This is a genomic window from Tistrella arctica (assembly GCF_039630945.1).
Taxonomy (GTDB): domain Bacteria; phylum Pseudomonadota; class Alphaproteobacteria; order Tistrellales; family Tistrellaceae; genus Tistrella; species Tistrella bauzanensis.
The window spans coordinates 315,049-336,350 of sequence record NZ_JBBKTV010000007.1; the positions used below are offsets into that span (position 1 = coordinate 315,049).

Annotated in this window: 17 protein-coding genes; 16 read left to right on the top strand and 1 reads right to left on the bottom strand. The window is 67.9% G+C overall.

All coding sequences use genetic code 11. The annotated features are described in order from the left end of the window. The first annotated feature begins 2 nt into the window (after nt 1-2). The 12 genes from tolR (at nt 3) to WG924_RS17745 (ending at nt 14,207) form a co-directional block, all read left to right on the top strand. On the top strand, nt 3-476 hold the full coding sequence (tolR, locus tag WG924_RS17690; RefSeq protein WP_372045098.1) for a protein TolR: 474 nt from the start codon (nt 3-5) through the stop codon (nt 474-476). A gap of 641 nt (nt 477-1,117) precedes the next feature. After that, nucleotides 1,118-1,612 carry a TonB C-terminal domain-containing protein gene (locus WG924_RS17695; RefSeq protein WP_345934424.1) on the top strand — a complete coding sequence of 165 codons (495 nt, stop codon included), beginning with the start codon at nt 1,118-1,120 and terminating at the stop codon, nt 1,610-1,612. A 113-nt stretch (nt 1,613-1,725) separates the two neighbouring features. Further along, nucleotides 1,726-2,988: a Tol-Pal system beta propeller repeat protein TolB gene (gene tolB / locus WG924_RS17700; RefSeq protein ID WP_229707807.1), complete on the top strand. Its 1,263-nt coding sequence runs from the start codon at nt 1,726-1,728 to the stop codon at nt 2,986-2,988. Between the two features lie 153 nt (nt 2,989-3,141). Continuing rightward, nucleotides 3,142-3,651: a peptidoglycan-associated lipoprotein Pal gene (pal, locus tag WG924_RS17705; RefSeq protein WP_188575061.1), complete on the top strand. Its 510-nt coding sequence runs from the start codon at nt 3,142-3,144 to the stop codon at nt 3,649-3,651. Nucleotides 3,652-3,852: 201 nt separating this feature from the next. Beyond that, complete coding sequence (gene ybgF / locus WG924_RS17710; RefSeq protein WP_345934425.1) at nt 3,853-4,827, top strand: tol-pal system protein YbgF; 975 nt, start codon at nt 3,853-3,855, stop codon at nt 4,825-4,827. 12 nt (nt 4,828-4,839) lie between these two features. Continuing rightward, on the top strand, nt 4,840-6,372 hold the full coding sequence (gene tilS, locus WG924_RS17715; RefSeq protein ID WP_345934426.1) for a tRNA lysidine(34) synthetase TilS: 1,533 nt from the start codon (nt 4,840-4,842) through the stop codon (nt 6,370-6,372). Beyond that, entirely contained in the window at nt 6,369-8,312 is a 1,944-nt protein-coding gene (gene ftsH / locus WG924_RS17720) for an ATP-dependent zinc metalloprotease FtsH (protein WP_345934427.1), read from the top strand. The genes tilS and ftsH overlap by 4 nt, the downstream gene beginning before the upstream one ends. A 197-nt stretch (nt 8,313-8,509) precedes the next feature. After that, complete coding sequence (gene folP / locus WG924_RS17725; RefSeq protein WP_345934428.1) at nt 8,510-9,688, top strand: dihydropteroate synthase; 1,179 nt, start codon at nt 8,510-8,512, stop codon at nt 9,686-9,688. A gap of 162 nt (nt 9,689-9,850) precedes the next feature. Beyond that, nucleotides 9,851-11,206: a phosphoglucosamine mutase gene (glmM, locus tag WG924_RS17730; protein ID WP_345934429.1), complete on the top strand. Its 1,356-nt coding sequence runs from the start codon at nt 9,851-9,853 to the stop codon at nt 11,204-11,206. 128 nt (nt 11,207-11,334) lie between these two features. Next, a complete protein-coding gene (locus WG924_RS17735) occupies nt 11,335-12,171 on the top strand; it encodes a bifunctional hydroxymethylpyrimidine kinase/phosphomethylpyrimidine kinase (protein ID WP_345934430.1) in 837 nt (278 codons plus the stop codon). 35 nt (nt 12,172-12,206) lie between these two features. After that, the gene (gene thiD / locus WG924_RS17740) at nt 12,207-13,040 is read left to right on the top strand and encodes a bifunctional hydroxymethylpyrimidine kinase/phosphomethylpyrimidine kinase (protein WP_372045136.1); all 834 of its coding nucleotides are present in this window, start codon (nt 12,207-12,209) and stop codon (nt 13,038-13,040) included. Nucleotides 13,041-13,418: 378 nt separating this feature from the next. Further along, nucleotides 13,419-14,207 carry a PhzF family phenazine biosynthesis protein gene (locus WG924_RS17745; RefSeq protein ID WP_345934431.1) on the top strand — a complete coding sequence of 263 codons (789 nt, stop codon included), beginning with the start codon at nt 13,419-13,421 and terminating at the stop codon, nt 14,205-14,207. Here WG924_RS17745 and WG924_RS17750 read toward each other — a convergent pair. After that, nucleotides 14,198-15,319, bottom strand: coding sequence for a GGDEF domain-containing protein (locus WG924_RS17750; protein WP_345934432.1), 1,122 nt, complete (start codon nt 15,317-15,319; stop codon nt 14,198-14,200). The genes WG924_RS17745 and WG924_RS17750 overlap by 10 nt on opposite strands. A gap of 278 nt (nt 15,320-15,597) precedes the next feature. On the opposite strand from WG924_RS17750, the gene WG924_RS17755 reads away from it, so the two are divergent. The 4 genes from WG924_RS17755 (at nt 15,598) to WG924_RS17770 (ending at nt 21,184) form a co-directional block, all read left to right on the top strand. After that, nucleotides 15,598-16,758, top strand: coding sequence for a phosphoserine transaminase (locus WG924_RS17755; RefSeq protein ID WP_345934433.1), 1,161 nt, complete (start codon nt 15,598-15,600; stop codon nt 16,756-16,758). 147 nt (nt 16,759-16,905) lie between these two features. Then, complete coding sequence (gene serA, locus WG924_RS17760; protein WP_345934434.1) at nt 16,906-18,483, top strand: phosphoglycerate dehydrogenase; 1,578 nt, start codon at nt 16,906-16,908, stop codon at nt 18,481-18,483. A 228-nt stretch (nt 18,484-18,711) separates the two neighbouring features. Beyond that, complete coding sequence (locus WG924_RS17765; protein ID WP_345934435.1) at nt 18,712-19,887, top strand: ATP phosphoribosyltransferase regulatory subunit; 1,176 nt, start codon at nt 18,712-18,714, stop codon at nt 19,885-19,887. Between the two features lie 4 nt (nt 19,888-19,891). Beyond that, nucleotides 19,892-21,184, top strand: a complete 1,293-nt coding sequence (locus tag WG924_RS17770) for an adenylosuccinate synthase (protein ID WP_188575035.1) — start codon at nt 19,892-19,894, stop codon at nt 21,182-21,184. The last annotated feature ends 118 nt before the right edge of the window (nt 21,185-21,302 follow it).

The window sequence follows — 21,302 nt, forward strand, 5'->3', positions numbered from 1 at the left end:
TCATGGCCGGTGGCATCCGACGCGCGAAGGGACATGGCCGCCGCCGCCGCTGGGGTGGTGGCGAACCGATGAGCGAGATCAACGTGACGCCGATGGTCGACGTCATGCTGGTTCTGCTGATCATCTTCATGGTCACGGCCCCCTTGCTGACCGCGGGGGTCGAGGTCGATCTGCCGGAAAGCTCGGCGGCGCCGCTGGCGGGCCAGGACGAACCCTTGTCGGTGTCGGTGGATGCCGAGGGACGGGTCTATGTTCAGGACAAGGAAGTGACGCTGGAGACCCTGCCTCAGACCCTGATGGCCGTCGCCGCCAACAAGACCGATACCCGCATCTTCGTGCGTGGCGACCGGTCGATCGATTACGGCCGGGTCATGCAGGTGATGGGCACGGTGACCGGCGCCGGCTTCACCAAGGTGTCGCTGGTGACAACACTGCAGCAGACCGGTGCTGCACCGGCTGCCCGTCGGGGTAGCTGACGCCGCCCCTGTCAACCTGGCGCCGGCCGTCTGGCGACTGGCGCTTTTCCGCTTTCTGAATGGAGCAACGGACGCACGTGAAGCGCGGTTTGACATATTCGCTGGCAACTCACGGCGCCGTTGCTGCGCTGTTGTGGTTCGGCCTGCCGTCACTCAGCCGCCCGCTGCCGCCGGAGGAACAGACGATCGTGATCGATCTGGTTCCGGTGACCGATGTGACGCGTGCGTCCCAACTGCGCCCCAAGCCCGAACCGAAGCCCGAGCCTGAAAAGCAGGTGGCGCAGGCGAGCCCTCCGCCCCCTCCGCCCCCTCCGCCTCCGCCCCCTCCGCCGCCCCCTCCGCCTCCGCCGCCTCCGCCACCTCCGCCACCTCCGCCACCTCCGCCGCCTCCGCCCCCTCCACCGCCTCCACCGCCGCCGGTCCCGAAGCCGGAGCCGGCACCTCCGCCGCCGCCACCGCCTCCGCCGCCTCCGCCCAAGAAGCCGGAGCCGCCGAAGAAGCCGGAACCAGAGAAGAAGCCGGAACCAGAGAAGAAGCCGGAACCAGAGAAGAAGCCTGAGCCAGAGAAAAAGCCGGAACCGCCCAAGCCCGAGCCGAAAAAGCCGGAACCGCCCAAGCCCGAGCCGAAAAAGCCCGAGCCGGTGAAGAAGCCGGAACCCGAGAAGAAGCCGGAGCCCGACGATCCGCTTGCGTCGCTGCGCAAGAGCCTCGATCAGCTAAAGACGCAGTCCCGCGAGGATGCGCCGAAGGAACAGCAGGTCGCGCGTTCGAACCAGCCGCAGCAGGCCGTGATGCAGCGCAATGCCCAGCCGACCAATCAGGTCTCGGTCAGCGACATTGCCTTCATCCGCAGCCAGATCGAACGGCGCTGGTCGGTGCCCGTCGGCGCGCCGGAGGCTGAGAACCTGATCGTCGAGGTTCGCATTCGCCTGGCGCCCGATGGTACGGTGCAATCGGCGGATGTGGTCGACCGGGCGCGTATGCAGCGGCCGGGCGAGGAATCCTATCGCGTGGCCGCGGAAAGTGCGGTCCGCGCGATCAGGGCCGCAAGTCCGTTGGAATTGCCTGCGGGCAAATATGATCAGCTCAAGGACATTGTCCTGGCGTTCAACCCGAAGAACATGGTGGGCCGATGACAGACACGATCCGTTCCGCAAACGCAGACAGCCGCCCGCGTCGTCGCGCGCGGCCGGTGCTGCGTGTCCTCGCGGTGGCGGCGCTCGGGCTGGTCGTGGGGCTGGCTGGGGCGATGATGCCGCATCCGGCTTCGGCGCAGGTGCGCATCGACATCACCCGTGGCGTCGTCGAACCCATGCCGATCGCCATCAGCAATTTTCTGGCGGTCGACCCATCGGGCGCGCCGTTCGACAGCGACATTCCGGGCGTGATCGCAAGCGATCTGGCAAGCTCGGGCCTGTTCCGGCCGATCGACCGCAACGCCTTCCTTCAGGCGCCGGGCGAGATGACCCCGCTGCCGGATTTCGCCGACTGGCGGCAGATCAATGCCCAGGCGCTGGTGACGGGTCAGGTCCGCCAGGAAGGCAACCAGATCGCGGTCGAATTCCGCCTGTGGGACGTGTTCGGCCAGAGCCAGATGGCTGGCGTGGTCTATCGCGTCGACCCGAAGCTGTGGCGCCGCGTCGCCCATATGATCGCCGACCAGATCTATGAGCGGATCACCGGCGAGGGCGGCTATTTCGACACCCAGATCGTGTATGTCGCCGAAAGCGGCCCCGCCGACAAGCGGGTCAAGCGGCTGGCGATCATGGATCAGGACGGGGCCAATCACCGCTATCTGACCGATGGCCAGGATCTGGTGCTGACCCCGCGCCTGTCGCCGAACGCACGCGAGATCACCTATATGGCGTTCCGCAATCGTCAGGCGCGGGTGTTCGTCTATGATCTCGACACCGGCCGGCAGCGGGTGCTGGGCGATTTTCCAGGCATGACCTTCGCGCCGCGCTTCACGCCCGACGGGCGCTCGGTGCTGATGTCGATGGCCCGCGACGGCGCCACCTCGCTCTACAAGCTCGATGTCGCGAGCGGCGCCGTTCAGCGGCTCACCTCGTCGCAGGCGATCGATACCTCGCCATCGGTCTCGCCTGATGGCAAGCGGATGGTGTTCAACTCCGACCGGTCCGGCGGCCAGCAGATCTATGTGGCCAACGCCGACGGCTCGGGCCTGCAGCGCATCAGCTTCGGCACCGGCACTTATGCGACGCCGGTCTGGTCCCCTCGTGGCGACCTGATCGCGTTCACGAAAATGAACCGCGGCCGGTTCGTCATCGGGGTCATGCGCCCCGATGGCAGCGATGAACGGCTTCTGACCGATGGCTATCTTGTGGAAGGCCCGACATGGGCCCCCAATGGCCGCGTTCTGGCCTTCTTCCGCAAAGACCGGCCCGGCGGCGAGACCCGCCTGTATTCGATCGATATCACTGGATATAACGAGCGGTTGATCGTTACACCCGGCGAAGCATCGGATCCGGCGTGGTCGGCCTTGATTCGATAGTGTTGGTTGATATACTCCAACCTGTCGTGTGCCTGGCGACCGGGTGAATTGTGACCCTCGCACAATTCACGCTGGCGATTGGAGCGAACGCCGGCCAGGACTACGGAACTGCTTTCCGGTGCTCCGACATGTCTCGGATACCTTAGGTACAAAATGCGCTTCAAGATCCTCACGTCTATCGCCGCTCTGGCATTCGTCGCCGCTTGCTCGTCCGCTCCGGAAGACACGGGCTCCACCGGCGCCACCGGCGGAACCTCCTCGTCCGTCGGTTCGAGCCAGGGCACCATCTCGACCGGCGCCCAGCCCGGTTCGTGGGAATACGTGCAGCAGACCGCTGGCGACCGCGTGTTCTTTGAACTCGACAGCTCGTCGCTGACCGCCGAGGGTCGCCAGACCCTGTCGGTTCAGGCCGATTTCCTGCGCGCCAATCCGGCACAGCGGGTGATCGTCGAGGGCCATGCCGACGAGCGCGGCACCCGCGAATACAACCTCGCCCTTGGCGAGCGTCGCGCGACGGCGGCCAAGAACTATCTCGTGGCGCTCGGCATCTCGCCGGACCGTATCGAGACGATCTCTTACGGCAAGGAACGGCCGGCCGTGCTCGGCTCCGACGAGGCTGCCTGGGCGCAGAACCGTCGCGCCGTGACCGTGCTGGTCAACTGACGACGGCTCCGTCATTCCAAGACGGATTTCCGGTCCTGACGGACCGGACGACGGCCGGCGATCCCCTTGGGGGAACGCCGGCCGTCGGCTTTTGCACGGCTTTGCGTTATACCTGTCGATGCCTGATCCGCAACGATGCCGATCGTTATCGGGATCCTGCGGCGCAGGCAGGCAGACATGGTCGATCCCCTGATCTAAGGCATGAACATCATGGCTCTCTTCCCGACCGGCTTCGGCGACAGGCATGCCGGCGCATATGGGCGCCGGCTGACGCGCGGCATCGCCGGCACGACGGCACTGGTGGCGGTGACCCTGGCCTTGCTGCTGGTCGACAGCCCCGATGCGACGGCGCAGCAGCAGCCCCCCGCGACCGCGGCGATGGCGGCCGCATTCGAGAGCCGGTTGAGCGGCCTTGAAGAGGGCCAGCGCCGCCAGACCGGACGGATCGAGGAAGCCGAATTCCGCCTGCGCCGGCTTGAAGAACGGCTGGATCGCATGGAGCGCGACCTCAACGACCGGCTGGGCCGGATCGAGGCGCGCTTGTCCCAGGCGCCGGGCGCCGGCGACGTTGCGGCCGGGGCCGCAATCGGGGCCGGCGGCGACGGCGCCGGCACGCAAGCCCCTGCCGGCGACCAGCGGGGCGGGGCGGTGCAGCCACTTGGCACCATCACCACGCAGCGGGATGCCAACGGCAACAGCATCACCAGCACCCAACCCGCGCCGACACAGCCGACCCCGCCGCCGGTGGCCGGTGGCGATGCGGCGAAGAGCCGGGTGGAGCAGATCCAGACCGAACAGGAGCTGTATCGCTACGGGCTCGATCTGCTGCTGAAGGACCGTGATTATGCCGGCGCCGAGGTGGCGTTCAACGAGCTGATCGGCCGCTATAAGCAGGGCGATCTGGTCGGCAACGCCTATTACTGGCTGGGCGAGACCTATTATGCGCAGGGCCAGTATGATCGCGCCGCCCTGACCTTCGGCGACGGCGTCAGCGGCCATGCGAAAAGCCCGAAAGCGCCCGACATGGTGCTGAAGCTGGGGATGAGCTTTGCGGCGCTGAACCGCAAGGACGACGCCTGCGGCGCCTATTCCATCCTGAACAAGCAGTTCCCCGATGCCCCCGCCAACATCAAGGTGGTGACCGAGCGCGAGCAGAAGAAGCTGGGCTGCAACTGATCAGGCATGGCGATGGCCGCGATTTCCACCGAGGACCGGAAGGACACAGCATGCGGCCGCCCCGATCGTGTCGGCACCGCTGTCGGGCATGATGATCTGACCGGTCGCTTCGCGGCTGCCATGATGGCGGCCGGCATCGTCGAGGCATCGCCGCATCTGGCCGTGGCCCTGTCGGGCGGGCCGGACAGCCTGGCGCTGACCCTGCTGGCGCGCGACTGGGCGCGGATGAGGGGCGGACGGGTCACCGCGCTGGTGGTCGATCATGGCCTGCGGGCCGGCAGTGACGATGCCGCCCGCGCCGCCGCCGGTCTGGCCGGCCGGCTGGGGGTGGCGGCCCGCATTCTGACACTGCCCCCCGGCAGCCTGCCGGCTGCCGGCATCGAGGCGGCGGCACGCCGCGCCCGCTATGACCGGCTGGCCCGGGCCTGCCGTGATGCCGGCATCCTGCATCTGCTGGTCGGTCACAGCCTGGACGACCTGGCGGAAACGGTGCTGATCCGCCTGGGGCGGGGCAGCGGCATCGACGGCCTGGCGGCGATGGCGGCCATCCGGCCGCATCAGGGCCTGCGGCTGCTGCGGCCGCTGCTGGGCCTGCGCCGCGCCGGTCTGGCCCGGCTGGTGGCGCAGGCCGGGCTGACCGCGCTGCATGACCCGATGAATGACGACGGCGCGGTTCAGAGAGTGCGGTTGCGCCGGGCCGCTGCCCCCCTGTGCGATGCCGGGCTGGACCCGGCCGGCATCGCCCGGTCGGCATCGCGCGCGGCGCGGGCGCGGGCGACGCTGGATGACCGGCTGGTGCGGGCCGCCTTTGCCGGTGGCCTGCGGTTCCACCCCTGGGGGGGCGCCGAGCTGCCTTTGCCGCTCTTCGCCGAGCCGGCGCTGACCGGCGATCTCGCCCCCCGGCTGGTTGAACGCCTGTGTCTGGTGATCGGCGGCCTGGATCTGCCGCCAAGGCAGGGGCCGGTGATGGCGCTGACCGCCGCGCTGATCGGTCAGGCCCGAGCCGCGACCCGGAGCGGCAACATGCCGCAAGGCGGCCGTACCCTTGGCGGCTGTCGCATCGTCTGGGGCGGCGGCCGGGTGACGGTGCTGCGTGAACCGGCGGCGGTGGCGGCACCCGTACCGGTCGTCGCGGGCGAGAGAATTGGCTGGGACGGGCGGTTCATCGTGCAGGTGCCGAATGCCGATGTGTTCGGCGACGGCGGAGCTGCGACGCCCTTGACCCTGGGGGCGATGGGCGCGTCGCTGGCCATGCGGCTGGGGCTGATGGCCCCGGATGCCGCCCGCAGGCTGCGGAACGAGGTGCCTGGACGTGCAATCGCATCCCTGCCGGTGCTTCGGCGACTTGACGTGCCCGTCGCATTCCCCCACTTAACAGGGAGCATCCGCGGGGAGGCTGCGGCTGACCACACCCTTGCCCATCCGCACACCCTTGCCCAACCGACCTTCCGGGCATGGTTCGCGCCATCCCGTCCGTTCGACGGTGACGGCGTCTTCTGGACGATGGCGGGCGAACATTCGGCAGGAAAGAGACCTCGGTCGTGAACAATGTTAAGAACCTCGCGCTCTGGGTGATCATCGCCCTGCTGCTGGTGGCTCTGTTCAATCTGTTCCAGAGCCCCCAGAGTCAGGGTCCGTCGCGCCAGGTCGCGTATTCGGACTTCCTCAACGCCGTGCAGGAAGGCCGCGTCACTGACGTGACCATCCAGGGCGACACGATCCGCGGTCATTTCAATGACGGCAGCGGGGTCGAATTCCGCACGGTCGCCCCGCCGAACGACAACGGCATGGTCGACCGGCTGCGGGAAGGCAATGTCCGCATCAATGTGGCGCCGGCCGAGGACAACGTGCCCTCGCTGTTCGGGATTCTGATCTCGTGGTTCCCGATGCTGCTGCTGATCGGCGTGTGGATCTTCTTCATGCGTCAGATGCAGGGCGGCGGCGGAAAGGCCATGGGCTTCGGCAAGTCCAAGGCCCGGCTGCTGACCGAGAAATCGGGGCGCGTGACCTTTGAGGACGTCGCCGGTATCGACGAGGCCAAGGACGAACTCCACGAGATCGTCGAATTCCTGAAGTCGCCGCAGAAGTTCCAGCGGCTGGGTGGACGCATCCCCAAGGGCGTGCTGCTTGTGGGCCCTCCGGGCACCGGCAAGACGCTTCTGGCGCGCGCCATCGCCGGTGAGGCGAACGTTCCCTTCTTCTCGATCTCGGGCTCCGACTTCGTCGAGATGTTCGTGGGTGTCGGCGCCAGCCGTGTCCGCGACATGTTCGAACAGGGCAAGAAGAATGCCCCCTGCCTGATCTTCATCGACGAAATCGACGCGGTCGGCCGCCATCGCGGCGCCGGCCTCGGCGGTGGCAATGACGAGCGCGAGCAGACCCTGAACCAGCTTCTGGTCGAGATGGACGGTTTCGAGGCGAATGAGGGCGTGATCATCATCGCCGCCACCAACCGCCCCGACGTGCTGGACCCGGCCCTGCTGCGTCCGGGCCGCTTCGACCGTCAGGTCGTGGTGCCGAACCCCGACGTCGCCGGACGCGAAAAGATCCTGTCGGTGCATATGCGCAAGGTGCCGATCGGTCCCGACGTGAACGGCCGGGTCATCGCCCGCGCGACCCCCGGCTTCTCGGGCGCCGATCTTGCCAATCTGGTCAACGAGGCGGCCCTGCTGGCCGCGCGCCGCAACAAGCGCGTGGTGGGCATGGCGGAATTCGAGGACGCCAAGGACAAGGTGATGATGGGCGCCGAGCGCCGCTCGATCGCGATGAGCGAGGACGAGAAGCGCCTCACCGCCTATCACGAGGGCGGCCATGCCATCGTCGCCATGCACTGCCCGGCATCCGACCCGATCCACAAGGCGACCATCATCCCGCGCGGCCGCGCGCTGGGCATGGTGATGCGGCTGCCGGAGCGGGATCGTCTGTCGGTGTCGCGCGAGAAGCTGGAAGCGGATCTGGCGGTGGCCATGGGCGGCCGGCTGGCGGAAGAGATCATCTTCGGTCACGACAAGGTGACCAGCGGCGCCTCGTCGGATATCCAGATGGCGACCAAGCTGGCCAAGAACATGGTCACCCAGTGGGGCATGAGCGACAAGCTTGGCCCGCTGAATTATGGGGACGGCGACAACGAGCCCTTCGTCGGCTATGCGGTCACCCAGTCGCGCGGCACCTCCGAGGCGACGGCCAATGTCATCGACCAGGAAGTGCGGCGGATCGTCGAGGAAGCCTATGACCGGGCACGCACCATCCTGACCGATTACCGCGATCAGTTGGAGCGGGTCGCCCAGGCGCTGCTGGAATACGAAACCCTGTCGGGTGACGAGTTGAAGGCGATCGCCGCAGGCGAAACCATCAGGCGGCACCGCCCCGACGACATGGGCGATGGCGGCACGGCGCCGGCATCCGATCCGCGGCCGCCCAGGGCCTCGGTGCCGACGGCGGGCGGCGATGACGGGCTGCGACCCAGCCCGCAGCCGGGCGCCTGATCCCACAGGACGACCATCCGGTAGGACGGCCGTCCGGCAAGACGGGCGGTTGCTCGCTTGGCCGATCGCCGTCTGACGATCATGGGGCTGGCGTCGACAGACACCGGCCCCGCACCGCCGACCGACAGCCAGGGACTGCTGACTTGCCCGCTGACCTGTCCACATCCATCGCGGCCGCATCGTCTGATGCGGCCGCGATGTCATATGTCGAGACCCGCATCCGTGACGCCGATGCGGGTCTTCGTGTGTATGTCCGCCCGATCGGATTCGTGCCGGCCCGCGCCGCCGGCGTCGGCGCAGCACCCCGCGCGGCGTTGAGGCGGGCGCCGGTCGCGGGGTTCCGCTGCCTTGCCGGCGGCTGGCTGGCTTTCGGCGTGGTCGAGATCATCTGGCGGGCCGGACGGGGCGCCGGCGCGGCCGACCGGGTGGGCCGGGCGGTGATGCCGGTCGAGGATGCCCTGCGTCTGGCCGACCGATTGACCGCTCTGCCGGCGGGCCGGCGACTGGCCCGGCGGTTGCGGGCGCTGGAGGTGCCGCGCCAGAGGTTTGCCGGACTGGATATGCGCGGCCGGCCGCAGGTGATGGCGATCGTCAACGTCACGCCCGACAGCTTCTCGGATGGCGGCGACGCTTTCTCACCGGTCGACGCGGCGGCGGCGGTGCGCCGGGCGCTGGAGGATGGCGCCGATCTTGTCGATCTTGGCGCCGAAACCACCCGTCCGGGTGCGGCCGCCGTCGACCCGGCGGAAGAGATCCACCGCCTGGAGCCGGCGCTGACGGCGGCGGCGGAACTGGGGGCGGTGGCATCCGTCGACACCCGCAAGGCGGTGGTGATGCGCCATGCCGCGCGCCGTGGCGCCGCGATCGTCAACGACGTCAGCGGCTTCACCTATGACCCGGCGGCGGCCGACACCGTGGCCGCCGCCGGGCTTGCCGCGGTGGTCATGCATATGCGTGGCACGCCGGCCGATATGCAGTCTCTGGCGGTCTATGACGATGTGGTTCTGGACGTCTTCGACGAATTGGAGGACCGGCTGGCGCTGATGGACGAGGCCGGGGTGGCGCAAGGCGATGTGGCGGTCGATCCGGGCATCGGCTTTGCCAAGACGGTGGACCAGAACCTTGCCTTGCTGCATAACCTGTCGATCTTCCATGGGCTTGGCCGGCCGCTTCTGATCGGCGTGTCGCGCAAGAGCTTCATCGGGCGCGTGGCCGGCATCGACCAGCCAAAGGCACGGGTGCCGGGGTCGCTGGCGGCGGTGCTGGCCGCGGTGGCCCAGGGCGCGCAGATCGTGAGGGTGCATGACGTGGCTGAAACGGCTCAGGCATTGGTGGTCGACGCGGCCATCGCTCGCGGTCGGGCGCCGGGGGGCTGACCGTCCGCGCCGTCGGGCTGACCCTCTGTGCCCGCCTGTCCGGGTGAGGCCACCAGCGGGTCCGTGCTTCGGGCCGAGCTTCGCGCATGCCCCGGACGAGGAGCATGATCCCGATACGGCCGGAATGCCGCACGACCGGGACAACCAGTCAGGAGCTTGATCATGTCGCATCGATATTTCGGCACCGACGGCATTCGCGGCCGCGCCAATAGCTGGCCGATGACCGCCGAGGTCGCCCTGCGGCTGGGTGTGGCCACCGGCATGCGGTTCCGGTCGGTCCGGGCGCGCACGCGGGTGGTGATCGGCAAGGACACGAGGCTGTCGGGGTATATGATCGAACCGGCGCTGACCGCGGGATTCGTGTCGGCCGGCTGTGACGTCATTCTTGTCGGGCCGATACCGACACCGGCGATCGCGATGCTGACCCGGTCGATGCGGTGCGATCTGGGCGTGATGATTTCCGCCTCGCACAATCCGTTCGCCGATAATGGCGTCAAGCTGTTCGGCCCCGACGGCTACAAGCTGTCCGACGAGGTTCAGGACGAGATCGAGGCCCTGATGGACGGCCCTCCCGATGTCGGCCTCGCCCCATCGGAGAAGCTGGGCCGGGCCCGACGGCTGGATACCGCCCGCGACCGCTATGTCGAGGCGATCAAGGGCACCTTGCCCCGAGGCTTGCGGCTCGATGGCCTGAAGGTGGCCATCGACTGCGCCAATGGCGCCGCCTATTCGGTGGCCCCGACGATCTTGTGGGAGCTGGGTGCCGATGTGACGGCGATCGGGGTGGAGCCGGACGGCTTCAACATCAATCGCGACTGCGGCTCGACCGCGCCGGATGCCCTGGCACGGGCGGTGGTGGAGAAGGGATGCGATATCGGATTCGCCCTGGATGGTGATGCCGACCGGGTGATCGTGGTCGATGAAGCCGGGCGCCAGGTGGATGGCGACCAGATCATGGCCCTGATCGCGACCAGTTGGGCCAAACGCAACCGGCTGGTCGGCGGTGGGATCGTGGCCACGGTAATGTCGAATATGGGGCTGGAACGCTATCTGGAGGCGAGCGGCCTGCATCTGGTCCGCACCCAGGTGGGCGACCGCTATGTGGGCGAGCGGATGCGTGCCGATGGCTATAATGTCGGTGGCGAGCAGTCGGGCCATATGATCTTCAGCGATTATGCCACCACCGGCGACGGGCTGGTGGCGGCCCTGCAGGTGCTGGCGGTGATGGTGGATGACGGCATCAGTGCCAGGGCGGCGACCAACCGTTTCGAACCCTGGCCGCAGCTACTGCGCAATGTCCGCTATGCCGGCCAGTCGCCGCAGACCGACCCGGAGGTGATGGCGGTGATTGCCGCCGAGACCGCGCGGCTCGACGGACATGGTCGCGTCCTGATCCGCCCGTCCGGGACTGAAACCCTTATCCGCGTGATGGCCGAGGCGGATGATGCCGCCCTGGTTGAAAGCGCCGTCGATCGCATCGTCTCTGCCATGGAAAAGGCGACCGCGAGGCGGTCTTGACCGCCCGGACGGGTGGAAGCGTTAACACAACGCCCGCTAACATGGCCTCTCAGGACACGAGAGGCCGACGGATCGGGCAATACCCCCGGGCGTCCGGGCTCGATGCATGGCAGGAAAGGGGCAGGTTGATGACGGGTGCTTCACGCGCGCCGATGAGGCGGCTGCTCAGCGTCGACCATGGCGATCCCGAAGGCCGTGGCGGTATCGCCTTCGACCTGAAGCTCGCCACGGCCTGTGGCGTCTATGCGGCCAGCGCCGTGACGGCGATCGTGGCCGATGGCGCCGCGATGACCGTGCCGGCCGACATCGTTGGCGGGCAGTTGAGGGTGGTGCTGGACGACATCGGCGCCGATGCGTTGAGAATCGGCCGGGCGACCGAAACCGATCAGTTGCTGGCGATTTCCGAGGTGGTGGAGCATTTCGGCGGCAATGTGCCGCTGATTCTGGACCCCGTTCTGGTCGACCCGTCGGGCCGTCACCTGATGAATCGCGACGCGTTGCAGGTGCTGAAGGCGCGGCTGGTGGTGCGGGCGCAGGCCCTGGTGCTGGATCTGGCGGCGGCGGAAGTGATGGTCGGCCGCGAGATCCGCCATGTCGACGCGCTGATCGATGCCGTGGCGACCCTCGCGAGCCTGGGCCCTGAGCAGGTGGTGGTGGCCGGCGGACCGGCTTTCGGCATCGCCATCCTGAGCGGTGACAGCCTGGATGTCCTGCCGGATCAGGGCCTGGTCGCCGGGCCATTGGGCGGGCCGCCGATCGGGCTTGCCAGTGCCGTCGCCCTGGGGGCGATGGAGCGGCTGGACGCACGCAGCGCCTGGTTGCGGCATCAGCCGCTGATCCGGGCGGTGATCGCCGCCGACCCCGCCGCGCGCGACGCCATGCATGCCCATCCTCATGTCGACTTGACCGGCGCCTTTCGGACGGTTGCGGCCGATGGCCCGGCAAGCCAGGAGACCCTGCCGTGACCGCAGACAGCACCATCGCCGGCAAGCCCGCCCTGCTGCCGGCGGGCCGCCATCTGCCCCGCCTGCTGATCATCGCCGGTTCTGATTCCGGCGGTGGTGCCGGCATTCAGGCCGATGTGAAGACCGCGCTGGCCCTGGGGGTGGACGGCTATGCCGCCATCACCGCACTGACCGTGCAGAACACCCTGGGCGTCCATGGCGTGTGGGAGGTGCCGCAGCCGGCGCTGATGGCCCAGATCGACGCGGTGCTGGCCACCGGCGTGGTGGCGGTCAAGACCGGCATGCTGCATTCGGCCATGGTGATCGACACCGTCATCGGCCGCATCGGCGCCGTGGTCCGGGCCGGGCTGCCGCTGGTGGTGGACCCGGTGATGGTGGCCAAGGGCGGACACCGGCTGCTGCGCGAGGATGCGATCGCGGCCCTGACCACGCGCATGCTGCCACTGGCCACGATCGTGACCCCCAATCTGCCCGAAGCCGAGGTGATGACCGGGCGGCGGATCGCTGCCGTCGACGACATGATCGCGGCCGGCCGCGGCCTGATCGGCATGGGTGCGCGGTCCGCCTTGATCAAGGGCGGCCATATGTCGGGCGATATGTTGAGCGACATTCTGGTGATCGCCGGCGCCACCGAGCGTGACCCGGTGACGGTGACGCGGTTCGACGGTCCGCGTATCGACAGCCGCCATACCCATGGCACCGGTTGCACGATGGCCAGCGCCATCGCGGCCGGCCTGGCCCGCGAGCGGGCCACCGCGGATGCGGTGGCGATCGCGCGCAGCTATGTGCGCCAGGCCATGCTGGCGGCACCGGGCCTGGGTCATGGCCACGGCCCCCTGCGTCACGACTGGAACCGGCGCATGGTCTGATCGCCGCGGCCGGCAGCGGGCATCGACACCGGTTCTGGCCCGCAACCGTTCTGATGATGGCGTTGCACCACGAAACCTATGGTGGTTTTGCGGCGGAATGGCGTCCGCGGCAGAAGCCGTGTAAGGTGAATGTCCTGGTCGGGCCAAGCATGGTCCGGCCCGTCATCGACCGGGCCGCGAGGTCCGGTTGCCACCTGTCGTCGTCGCGGACTGTTGCCAAAGATGTCGAACGGCACCCCAGACCAGCCGGGGGAGGGGCCAGCTTCCTCTCCGGGACAGACCAGCCGGGCCGTCAGCGGCCGACCGGTCGGGGATGTTCATGTATTGGCCACGCCGGTGCGCGCACCCACGACCCAGACCGAGGTGTCCGGCCGTCGCATGCAGATACCCATCTGCCATCTGGACGTCTTCGCCGACCGCGTGTTTCGCGGCGTTCCAGCCGTGGTCTGCCCGCTGGATAGCTGGTTGCCCGATGACATGCTGGCCGATATTGCCGGCGAGCATGCCAAGGCCGAAACGGTGTTCATGGTGGGCGCCACCGGCGTCTATCAGGTCCGCTGGTTCTCGCGCGCGAGCGAGGTGCCGTTGTCGGCACCCGGCGCCCTGGCCGCCGCCCATACCGTGTTCCATTATCTTGAGCCGCAATTGCGCCGGGTTCAGTTGCTGACGCCGTCGGGCATGATCATGGGCCAGCGCGAGACCACCTCGGTTCTGGTCGATCTGCCGCTGCGCCCGCCGGTGAAGATGCTGGGGAAGGTCGACCTGGCGCCGGCGCTGGGCGGTATCGTGCCCGAGACGGTGATGATGCTCGACAGCTCGTGCTATGTCGCGGTGCTGGAAAACGAGGATGCGGTCGCCCGGGTGCGGATCGACCGCACCGCCATGGAAGCCCTGGAACGGCCGGTGGTGGTGCTGACATCGCCGGGCGATCAGAGCGATTTCACCGCCCGGGTGGTGGCGGCGAAATGGGGCCCGGCGGCATTGGCGGTACGGTCTTCGGCCCTGTGCACATTGCTGCCCTATTGGCGCCAGCGCCTGGATCGCGAGGATCTGACCGTGCGGGTGGTGGGCCAGCGTGGCGGTGGCGCCTGGGCGAATGCGGGGCGCGAACGCGCCATCGTGGCGGCGCTGGTCCAGCGCTATATGGAAGGCATCATCTATCTCTGACCGCCACAGGGTCCGGCGGGGCGGGCGGCATGCTTGTCGTCATACATCCGCCGGTCGGCGGCGGCGCACAGATCCGTCAGGGTCTGGCCGTCATCGGGCACGATGGCATAGCCGGTGCTGATCCGGCGGGGCAGGGGCATCAGGTGGCGATCCCTGGCCAGCGCGATGTTGATCCGCGCCGCCAGCCTGTGGACGCGCTGGCCCAGAGCCGTGGCGTCGCCGGCCTCTTCAACGAACAGCGCGAATTCATCGCCGCCCATGCGGATCACGGTTTCGCCGGGGCGCACCGAGGCCTTCAGCATGTCGGCGATCCAGCACAGGGCCTGATCGCCCTGTTTGTGGCCGTGGTCGTCGTTGACGCGCTTGAAGCCATCGAGGTCGATCAGCACCAGAGCCGTGCCGCCGCGTGGCAGATGGCGGCCGGCCAGCCGGTCGAGCACCCGGCGGTTGCCGATACCGGTCAGCGGGTCGCGGTCCGCCATGTCGGCGAGCGCCCGCTGGACCTTCAGGTTGACCATCAGCAGCATGCCGAAGGTCCAGCTGAGGATGAAGATCAGCGATACGAAGAAGACATAGGCATGGGCCGGATCGCCCGGCGCGCGAAACTGTCCCCGGGGCGTGGCGAGCGCCACGTCGACGCGGATCAGATAGGCCGCGATCATCAGCGCCGTGGCGACGGCGATCATCAGGTGGATGATGCGCTCGTCACGGCGGGCATGGTGGAGCAGAGCGGCGATCATCGCCGCCAGGATCAGGCTGTTCAGCACGTCGTTGAGGACGATCCGAAGCCAGTCCTGGTCGAGATTGGCCCGCACCTGAACGGCCGCGACCATCACCGCCACCGGTGTCATCCAGCGCAGCCGGCCGGGCGGGATCAGGCTACGGAAGCGCAGTGTCCCGTCCAGGATCAGCATCAGGCTGCCGGTGGCGATCGCCATGTTGAGCGGGATGGCGACCGCGCGCCCCAGCCAGGGCATCGAGACCCAGGCAAGGAAGGCGGCGGTGCCGGCGAAGGCGGCCATCATCCACGAGACGAGGCCGGCCATCGGCCGGTTCAGGCGCCAGAGGACGATCGAGACCATCGACGAGATCACGCAGGTCATGATGATCATGAACCCGACGGTCCTGATATCGATGACGTCCAGCCAGGAAAGCATGTGGTTGCAGCCGATTATCGGGAACCGAAGGCGGATAGTATGCCGACAATCAGGTTAACAGTCTGTGCCGCCCGCAGCTTTCGCGGTTCAGGGCACAGCCCTGCGTCTGGCGCATGGCTTCCGTCCGATTCCCAGGGGGCGGACATGTGTTGACCGGGTGGCCGGCCGTCTCTATCGTCTGCCTCGGGCCGCGATCCCCCAACGGGTCGCCACTCTTCCTGAGGGGAAGGCATATGACGACGAAACCCGCCGCGAAGCCGCTTGATCCGCGCTTCTCGTCCGGTCCCTGCGCCAAGCGCCCGGGCTGGACCCTCGATGCCTTGAGCGATGCAGCGCTCGGCATCTCGCACCGCGCCAAGCTCGGCAAGGCGAAGCTCAAGGAAGCGATCGACCGCACCGCGGCCATTCTTCGCGTCCCCGCCGACTATAAGGTCGGCATCGTGCCCGCATCGGATACCGGCGCCTTCGAGATGGCCATGTGGACCATGCTCGGCGCCCGTGGTGTCGACGTGCTGGCCTGGGAGAGCTTCGGCGACGGTTGGAAGACCGACATCCTGAAGCAGTTGAAGCTGACCGATGTCCGCAGCCTGAACGCGCCATACGGTGCGCTGCCGGCTCTGGGGCAGGTCGATTTCACCCGCGACGTGGTGTTCACCTGGAATGGCACCACCTCGGGCGTGCGCGTGCCGAACGGCGACTGGATCGCCGCCGACCGCGAGGGGCTGACCTTCTGCGATGCGACCTCGGCCGCCTTCGCGATCGATCTGCCCTGGGACAAGCTCGACGTCGTCACCTTCTCGTGGCAGAAGGTTCTGGGCTCGGAAGGCCAGCATGGCATGCTGATCCTGTCGCCGCGCGCCGTCGCCCGGCTTGAGAGCTATACCCCGGCCTGGCCACTGCCCAAGATCTTCCGCATGACCAAGGGCGGCAAGCTGATCGACGGCATCTTCAAGGGCGAGACGATCAACACGCCGTCGATGCTGGCGCTGGAAGATTATCTCGACGCCCTGAAATGGGCCGAGCAGATCGGCGGCCTCGACGCCCTGATCGCCCGCACCGAGGGCAATTTCGCGGCACTCGCCGACTGGGTTGCCAAGACCCTCTGGGTCGATTTCCTGGCGACCGATGCCGACACCCGCTCGCCCACCTCGATCTGCCTCGCCATCGTTGATCCCTGGTTCCAGGGTCTCGATGCCGCAGGGCAGGCCAAGGTGCAGAAGGATCTGACCGGTCTGCTGGACGCCGAAGGTGCGGCGCTGGATATCGGCGCCTATCGCGATGCCCCGGCGGGCTTGCGCATCTGGGGCGGCGCCACGGTCGAGCGCGCGAACATCGAAGCACTGCTGCCCTGGCTCGATTGGGCATGGGATCAGGTGAAGGCCAAGGCGGCCTGACCGGAACCATCGCGCCCGGAGCCACCGCGCCCGGCGCCACCGCGTCCGACTGATCCACCCTCGTATCCTGTTTGTATTCCATCCGGTTTGAACGACGGTGCGCGTCCGCATGATGGCGGACGCTGCCACCCTCGCCAGAGGTATCCCATGCCCAAGGTTCTGATTTCCGACAAGATGAGCCCCGCCGCCGCCGAGATCTTCTCGTCCCGTGGAGTCGAGGTCGACGTGAAGCCGGGGATGACCCCCGACGAGCTGCGCGCGATCATCGGCCAGTATGATGGTCTGGCGATCCGCTCGGCCACCAAGGTGACCAAGGACATCCTGGCGGCCGCGACCAATCTTCGCGTCGTGGGCCGCGCCGGCATCGGCGTCGACAACGTCGATATCCCGGCCGCGTCGTCCCATGGCGTGGTGGTGATGAACACCCCCTTCGGTAACTCGATCACCACCGCCGAGCATGCGATTTCGCTGATGCTGTCGATGCTGCGCGAGATCCCGGCCGCCAATGCCTCCACCCATGCCGGCAAGTGGGAGAAGAACCGCTTCATGGGCGTCGAGGTGACCGGCAAGACGCTGGGCGTGATCGGCGTCGGCAATATCGGCGCCATCGTCGCCGACCGGGCCCAGGGCCTGAAGATGAAGGTGATCGGCTTCGATCCGTTCCTGTCGCCGGAACGCGCGCAGGATCTGGGCGTCGAGAAGGTGGAACTGGATGAGCTGTTCCGCCGCGCCGACGTCATCACCCTGCACACGCCACTGACCGACGGCACCCGCGGCGTCATCAATGCCGAGGCGATCGGCAAGATGAAGACCGGCGTCTATATCGTCAACTGCGCCCGTGGCGGCCTGGTGGTCGAGAAGGATCTGAAGGCGGCGCTGGATGCGGGCAAGGTGGCGGGTGCCGCCCTCGACGTGTTCTCGGAAGAGCCGGCCAGGCAGAACCCGCTGTTCGGCGACGAGCGCGTGGTGGCGACCCCGCATCTGGGCGCCAGCACGGTCGAGGCGCAGGAGAATGTGGCGCTTCAGGTTGCCGAGCAGATGGCCGATTATCTGCTGACCGGCGCCATCACCAATGCCATCAACGTGCCGTCGGTGACGGCCGAAGAGGCGCCGCGCCTGAAGCCCTATATGAAGCTGGCCGAACAGCTTGGCAGCTTCTCAGGGCAACTGGTGGAAAGCGGCATCCGCGGCGTGACCATCGAATATTCCGGTCAGGTCGCCACCCTCAACACCCGTCCGATCACCGCGGCTCTGCTGACCGGCCTGCTGCGGCCGCTGCTCGACAGCGTCAACATGGTCAATGCTCCGATCGTCGCCAAGGAGCGCAACATCTCGGTCACCGAGGTGCGTAGCGACAAGGCGACCGACTTCCAGACCCAGATCAAGCTGACCATTTCGGACGAGCGCGGTGGCCGCAGTGTCGCCGGCACCCTGATCGCCGGCTCGAAGCCGCGTCTGGTGTCGATCGAGGATGTGGCGATCGAGGCGGAACTGGCCCCGAACATGCTGTTCGTGGTCAACGACGACAAGCCGGGCTTCATCGGTGCCGTCGGTCGCGCGCTGGGCGAGGCCGGCATCAACATCGCCAGTTTCCATCTGGGCCGGCAGTCGCCGGGCGCCCGCGCGATCTGCCTGATCGAGGTCGACCAGCCGCTGCGTGAGGCGGTGCTGAAGCAGGTGCAGGGCCTGCCCAATGTGGTGACCGCGCTGTCGCTGACCTTCTGATCCCGGCCGGTCATTCGGGTTCGGATCATGCTGAAACCGGTCGTACCCGCGGGTGCGGCCGGTTTCATGCGTTTCGCGGTTGAGTGCCGGGACGCGGGGGGCTAAACTCCGCCTCCGGTCGCCGGCACCGCTCAATCGGGTGCCGTTGCGGCCGTCGTCTGTCTTCAAGCCGGCCGTGCATCAGCGCGGTCCGGGTGTTTTCCATGGGTAGAGACCGGGCCTGTCCTGATGATCGACGACCGCCAGCGCGCGCTTCTGCCCAACGGGCTGCAGGATCTTCTGCCGCCCGAGGCCGCCTTCGAGGCGCAGACGATCGAGCGGCTGATGGCGCATTTCGCGGCGGAAGGCTATGCCCGCGTGAAGCCGCCGCTTGTCGAATTCGAAGAAAGCCTGCTGACCGGCCCCGGCCGGCTGCTCGCCGCCCAGATCTTCCGGGTGATGGACCCGGTGTCGCAGCGGATGATGGGGGTGCGCGCCGACATGACGCCGCAGCTTGCCCGCATCGCCGGCACCCGCCTGTCGCATGCCCGCCGGCCGTTGCGCCTGTCTTATGCCGGCCAGGTGCTGCGGGTGCGCGGCGGCATGCTGCGGCCCGAACGCCAGTTCGCCCAGGTCGGTATCGAGTTGATCGGCGCGCCGGAACCCACCGCCGATGCCGAGGTGGTGCGGCTGGCCGCCGAAGCCCTGACCGGCATCGGTGTCCGCGGATTGACCATCGACCTGAACCTGCCGACCATGGTCGACGTCGTGGCCGAGGCCTTCGGGCTGCCGGCCGACCAGACCGGCCGGCTGCGCGAGGCGCTGGACCGCAAGGATCCGACCGCGGTCGCCGAACTGGCCGGTGCCGCGGCACCGCTTTATGCCGGGCTGCTGGACGCGGCCGGTCTGGCGGATGCGGCCCTGGCCAAGCTGGATGCGCTGGCGCTTCCGGCCGAGGCGCGCCGCCTGGTCGCGATGGTGGCCGATGTGGTCAAGGTCATCGATCTGGCCGATCTGGATGCCCAGGTGACGATCGATCCGGTCGAACATCGCGGGCTCGACTATCAGACCGGTGTCAGCTTCTCGCTGTTCGCGGCCGGTGTCCGTGGCGAACTCGGCAGTGGCGGGCGCTATGTCGCGGGCGCCGATGCCGGCAATGCGGGTGAACCGGCAACCGGCTTCAGCCTGTATATGGACAGTGTGCTGAGGGCGCTGGACGCGCCCGTGCGGCCACGCCATGTCTACCTTCCCTTCGGCAGCGGACCGGTCATCGGCCGGCAGCTCCGGGCCGAGGGATGGATCACCGTTCAGGGCCTCGCCCCTGAAACCGACCCTGTCGCGGAGGCGCGCGCCCAGGGCTGTTCCCATATCCTGCGGGTGGCTGATGCCGTCCCGCTCGACGCCATCGATTTCCGGGGGGCGTAAGCTCATGAGCAACGTGGTCGTTGTCGGCTCCCAGTGGGGCGACGAGGGCAAGGGCAAGATCGTCGACTGGCTGTCGCACCGTGCCGATGTGGTGGTGCGCTTTCAGGGCGGTCACAACGCCGGTCACACGCTGGTTATCGACGGCAAGACCTATAAGCTGAGCCTGCTGCCGTCGGGCGTGGTGCGGGGCAAGCTGTCGCTGATCGGCAACGGCGTCGTCGTCGACCCCTGGGCGCTGCTGGACGAGATCGAGCGGATCGGCAAGCTTGGGGTTGCCGTCACCCCCGACGTGCTGCGGATCGCCGAGAATGTCTGCCTGATCCTGCCATTGCATGGCGTGATCGACCGTGCGCGCGAGGATGCGCGCGGTGGCAACAAGATCGGCACCACCGGTCGCGGCATCGGGCCGGCCTATGAGGACAAGGTCGCCCGGCGGGCGATCCGCCTGTGCGACCTGACCGATCGCGACCTGCTGGTCGCCAAGATCGACGATCTGCTGGTGCATCACAATGCGCTGCTGACCGGGCTTGGCGCCGAGGAGCGGTTCACCCGCGACGAGGTGCTGGCGAAGCTCGACGAGATCGCGCCCAAGCTGCTGCCCTATATGGACCCGGTGTGGCGGACGCTGCATGAGGCGCGCCGCGCCCGCAAGCGGATCCTGTTCGAAGGCGCGCAGGGCGCGATGCTCGACATCGACCATGGCACCTATCCCTTCGTCACCTCGTCGAACACGGTCGCGGCGCAGGCCGCCACCGGTACCGGCTTCGCGGTCGGCCAGATCGGCTATGTGCTGGGCATCACCAAGGCCTATACCACCCGCGTCGGTTCCGGACCGTTCCCGAGCGAACTGCACGACGAGATCGGCAAGCTGCTGGGTGAACGCGGCCACGAATTCGGCACCGTCACCGGCCGTCCGCGCCGCTGCGGCTGGTTCGATGCGGTCGCCGTGCGCCAGGCGATCAAGACCGGCGGTATCGACGGCATCGCGCTGACCAAGCTCGACGTGCTCGACGGTCTGGCCAAGATCAAGGTCTGCACCGGTTACCGCCACAAGGGCGCGATCATCGACTATCTGCCGTCGAGCCCGCGTGCCCAGGCCGAGATCGAGCCGGTCTATGAGACGATCGAGGGTTGGAGCGAGAGCACCCAGGGCGCGCGGTCCTGGGCCGATCTGCCGGCCACGGCGATCAAGTATATCCGCCGGATCGAGGAATTGATCGAGGCGCCGGTGGCGATGCTGTCGACCAGCCCCGAGCGCGAGGACACCATCCTGGTCCACGATCCGTTCATCGACTGACCAGCCGCCGACAGATGTCGGTGGAACCGGACCGCGACCGAAAGCCGCCGGCGGACCATCCGCCGGCGGTTTTCGCATGCCGGTGCCATGTCTGGCATCATGCGGTGCTGCGGATGGA

Bases quoted from the DNA above. Each gene is read 5' to 3' on its own strand.
- WG924_RS17735 (WP_345934430.1), top strand. From the start codon at position 11,335: ATGACGGGTGCTTCACGCGCGCCGATGAGGCGGCTGCTCAGCGTCGAC.
- WG924_RS17770 (WP_188575035.1), top strand. From the start codon at position 19,892: ATGAGCAACGTGGTCGTTGTCGGCTCCCAGTGGGGCGACGAGGGCAAG.
- tilS (WP_345934426.1), top strand. From the start codon at position 4,840: ATGGCCGCGATTTCCACCGAGGACCGGAAGGACACAGCATGCGGCCGC.
- WG924_RS17750 (WP_345934432.1), bottom strand. From the start codon at position 15,319: ATGATCATCATGACCTGCGTGATCTCGTCGATGGTCTCGATCGTCCTC.
- WG924_RS17765 (WP_345934435.1), top strand. From the start codon at position 18,712: ATGATCGACGACCGCCAGCGCGCGCTTCTGCCCAACGGGCTGCAGGAT.
- tolB (WP_229707807.1), top strand. From the start codon at position 1,726: ATGATGCCGCATCCGGCTTCGGCGCAGGTGCGCATCGACATCACCCGT.
- tolR (WP_372045098.1), top strand. From the start codon at position 3: ATGGCCGGTGGCATCCGACGCGCGAAGGGACATGGCCGCCGCCGCCGC.
- serA (WP_345934434.1), top strand. From the start codon at position 16,906: ATGCCCAAGGTTCTGATTTCCGACAAGATGAGCCCCGCCGCCGCCGAG.
- WG924_RS17755 (WP_345934433.1), top strand. From the start codon at position 15,598: ATGACGACGAAACCCGCCGCGAAGCCGCTTGATCCGCGCTTCTCGTCC.
- pal (WP_188575061.1), top strand. From the start codon at position 3,142: ATGCGCTTCAAGATCCTCACGTCTATCGCCGCTCTGGCATTCGTCGCC.
- folP (WP_345934428.1), top strand. From the start codon at position 8,510: ATGTCATATGTCGAGACCCGCATCCGTGACGCCGATGCGGGTCTTCGT.
- ybgF (WP_345934425.1), top strand. From the start codon at position 3,853: ATGAACATCATGGCTCTCTTCCCGACCGGCTTCGGCGACAGGCATGCC.
- WG924_RS17745 (WP_345934431.1), top strand. From the start codon at position 13,419: ATGCAGATACCCATCTGCCATCTGGACGTCTTCGCCGACCGCGTGTTT.
- glmM (WP_345934429.1), top strand. From the start codon at position 9,851: ATGTCGCATCGATATTTCGGCACCGACGGCATTCGCGGCCGCGCCAAT.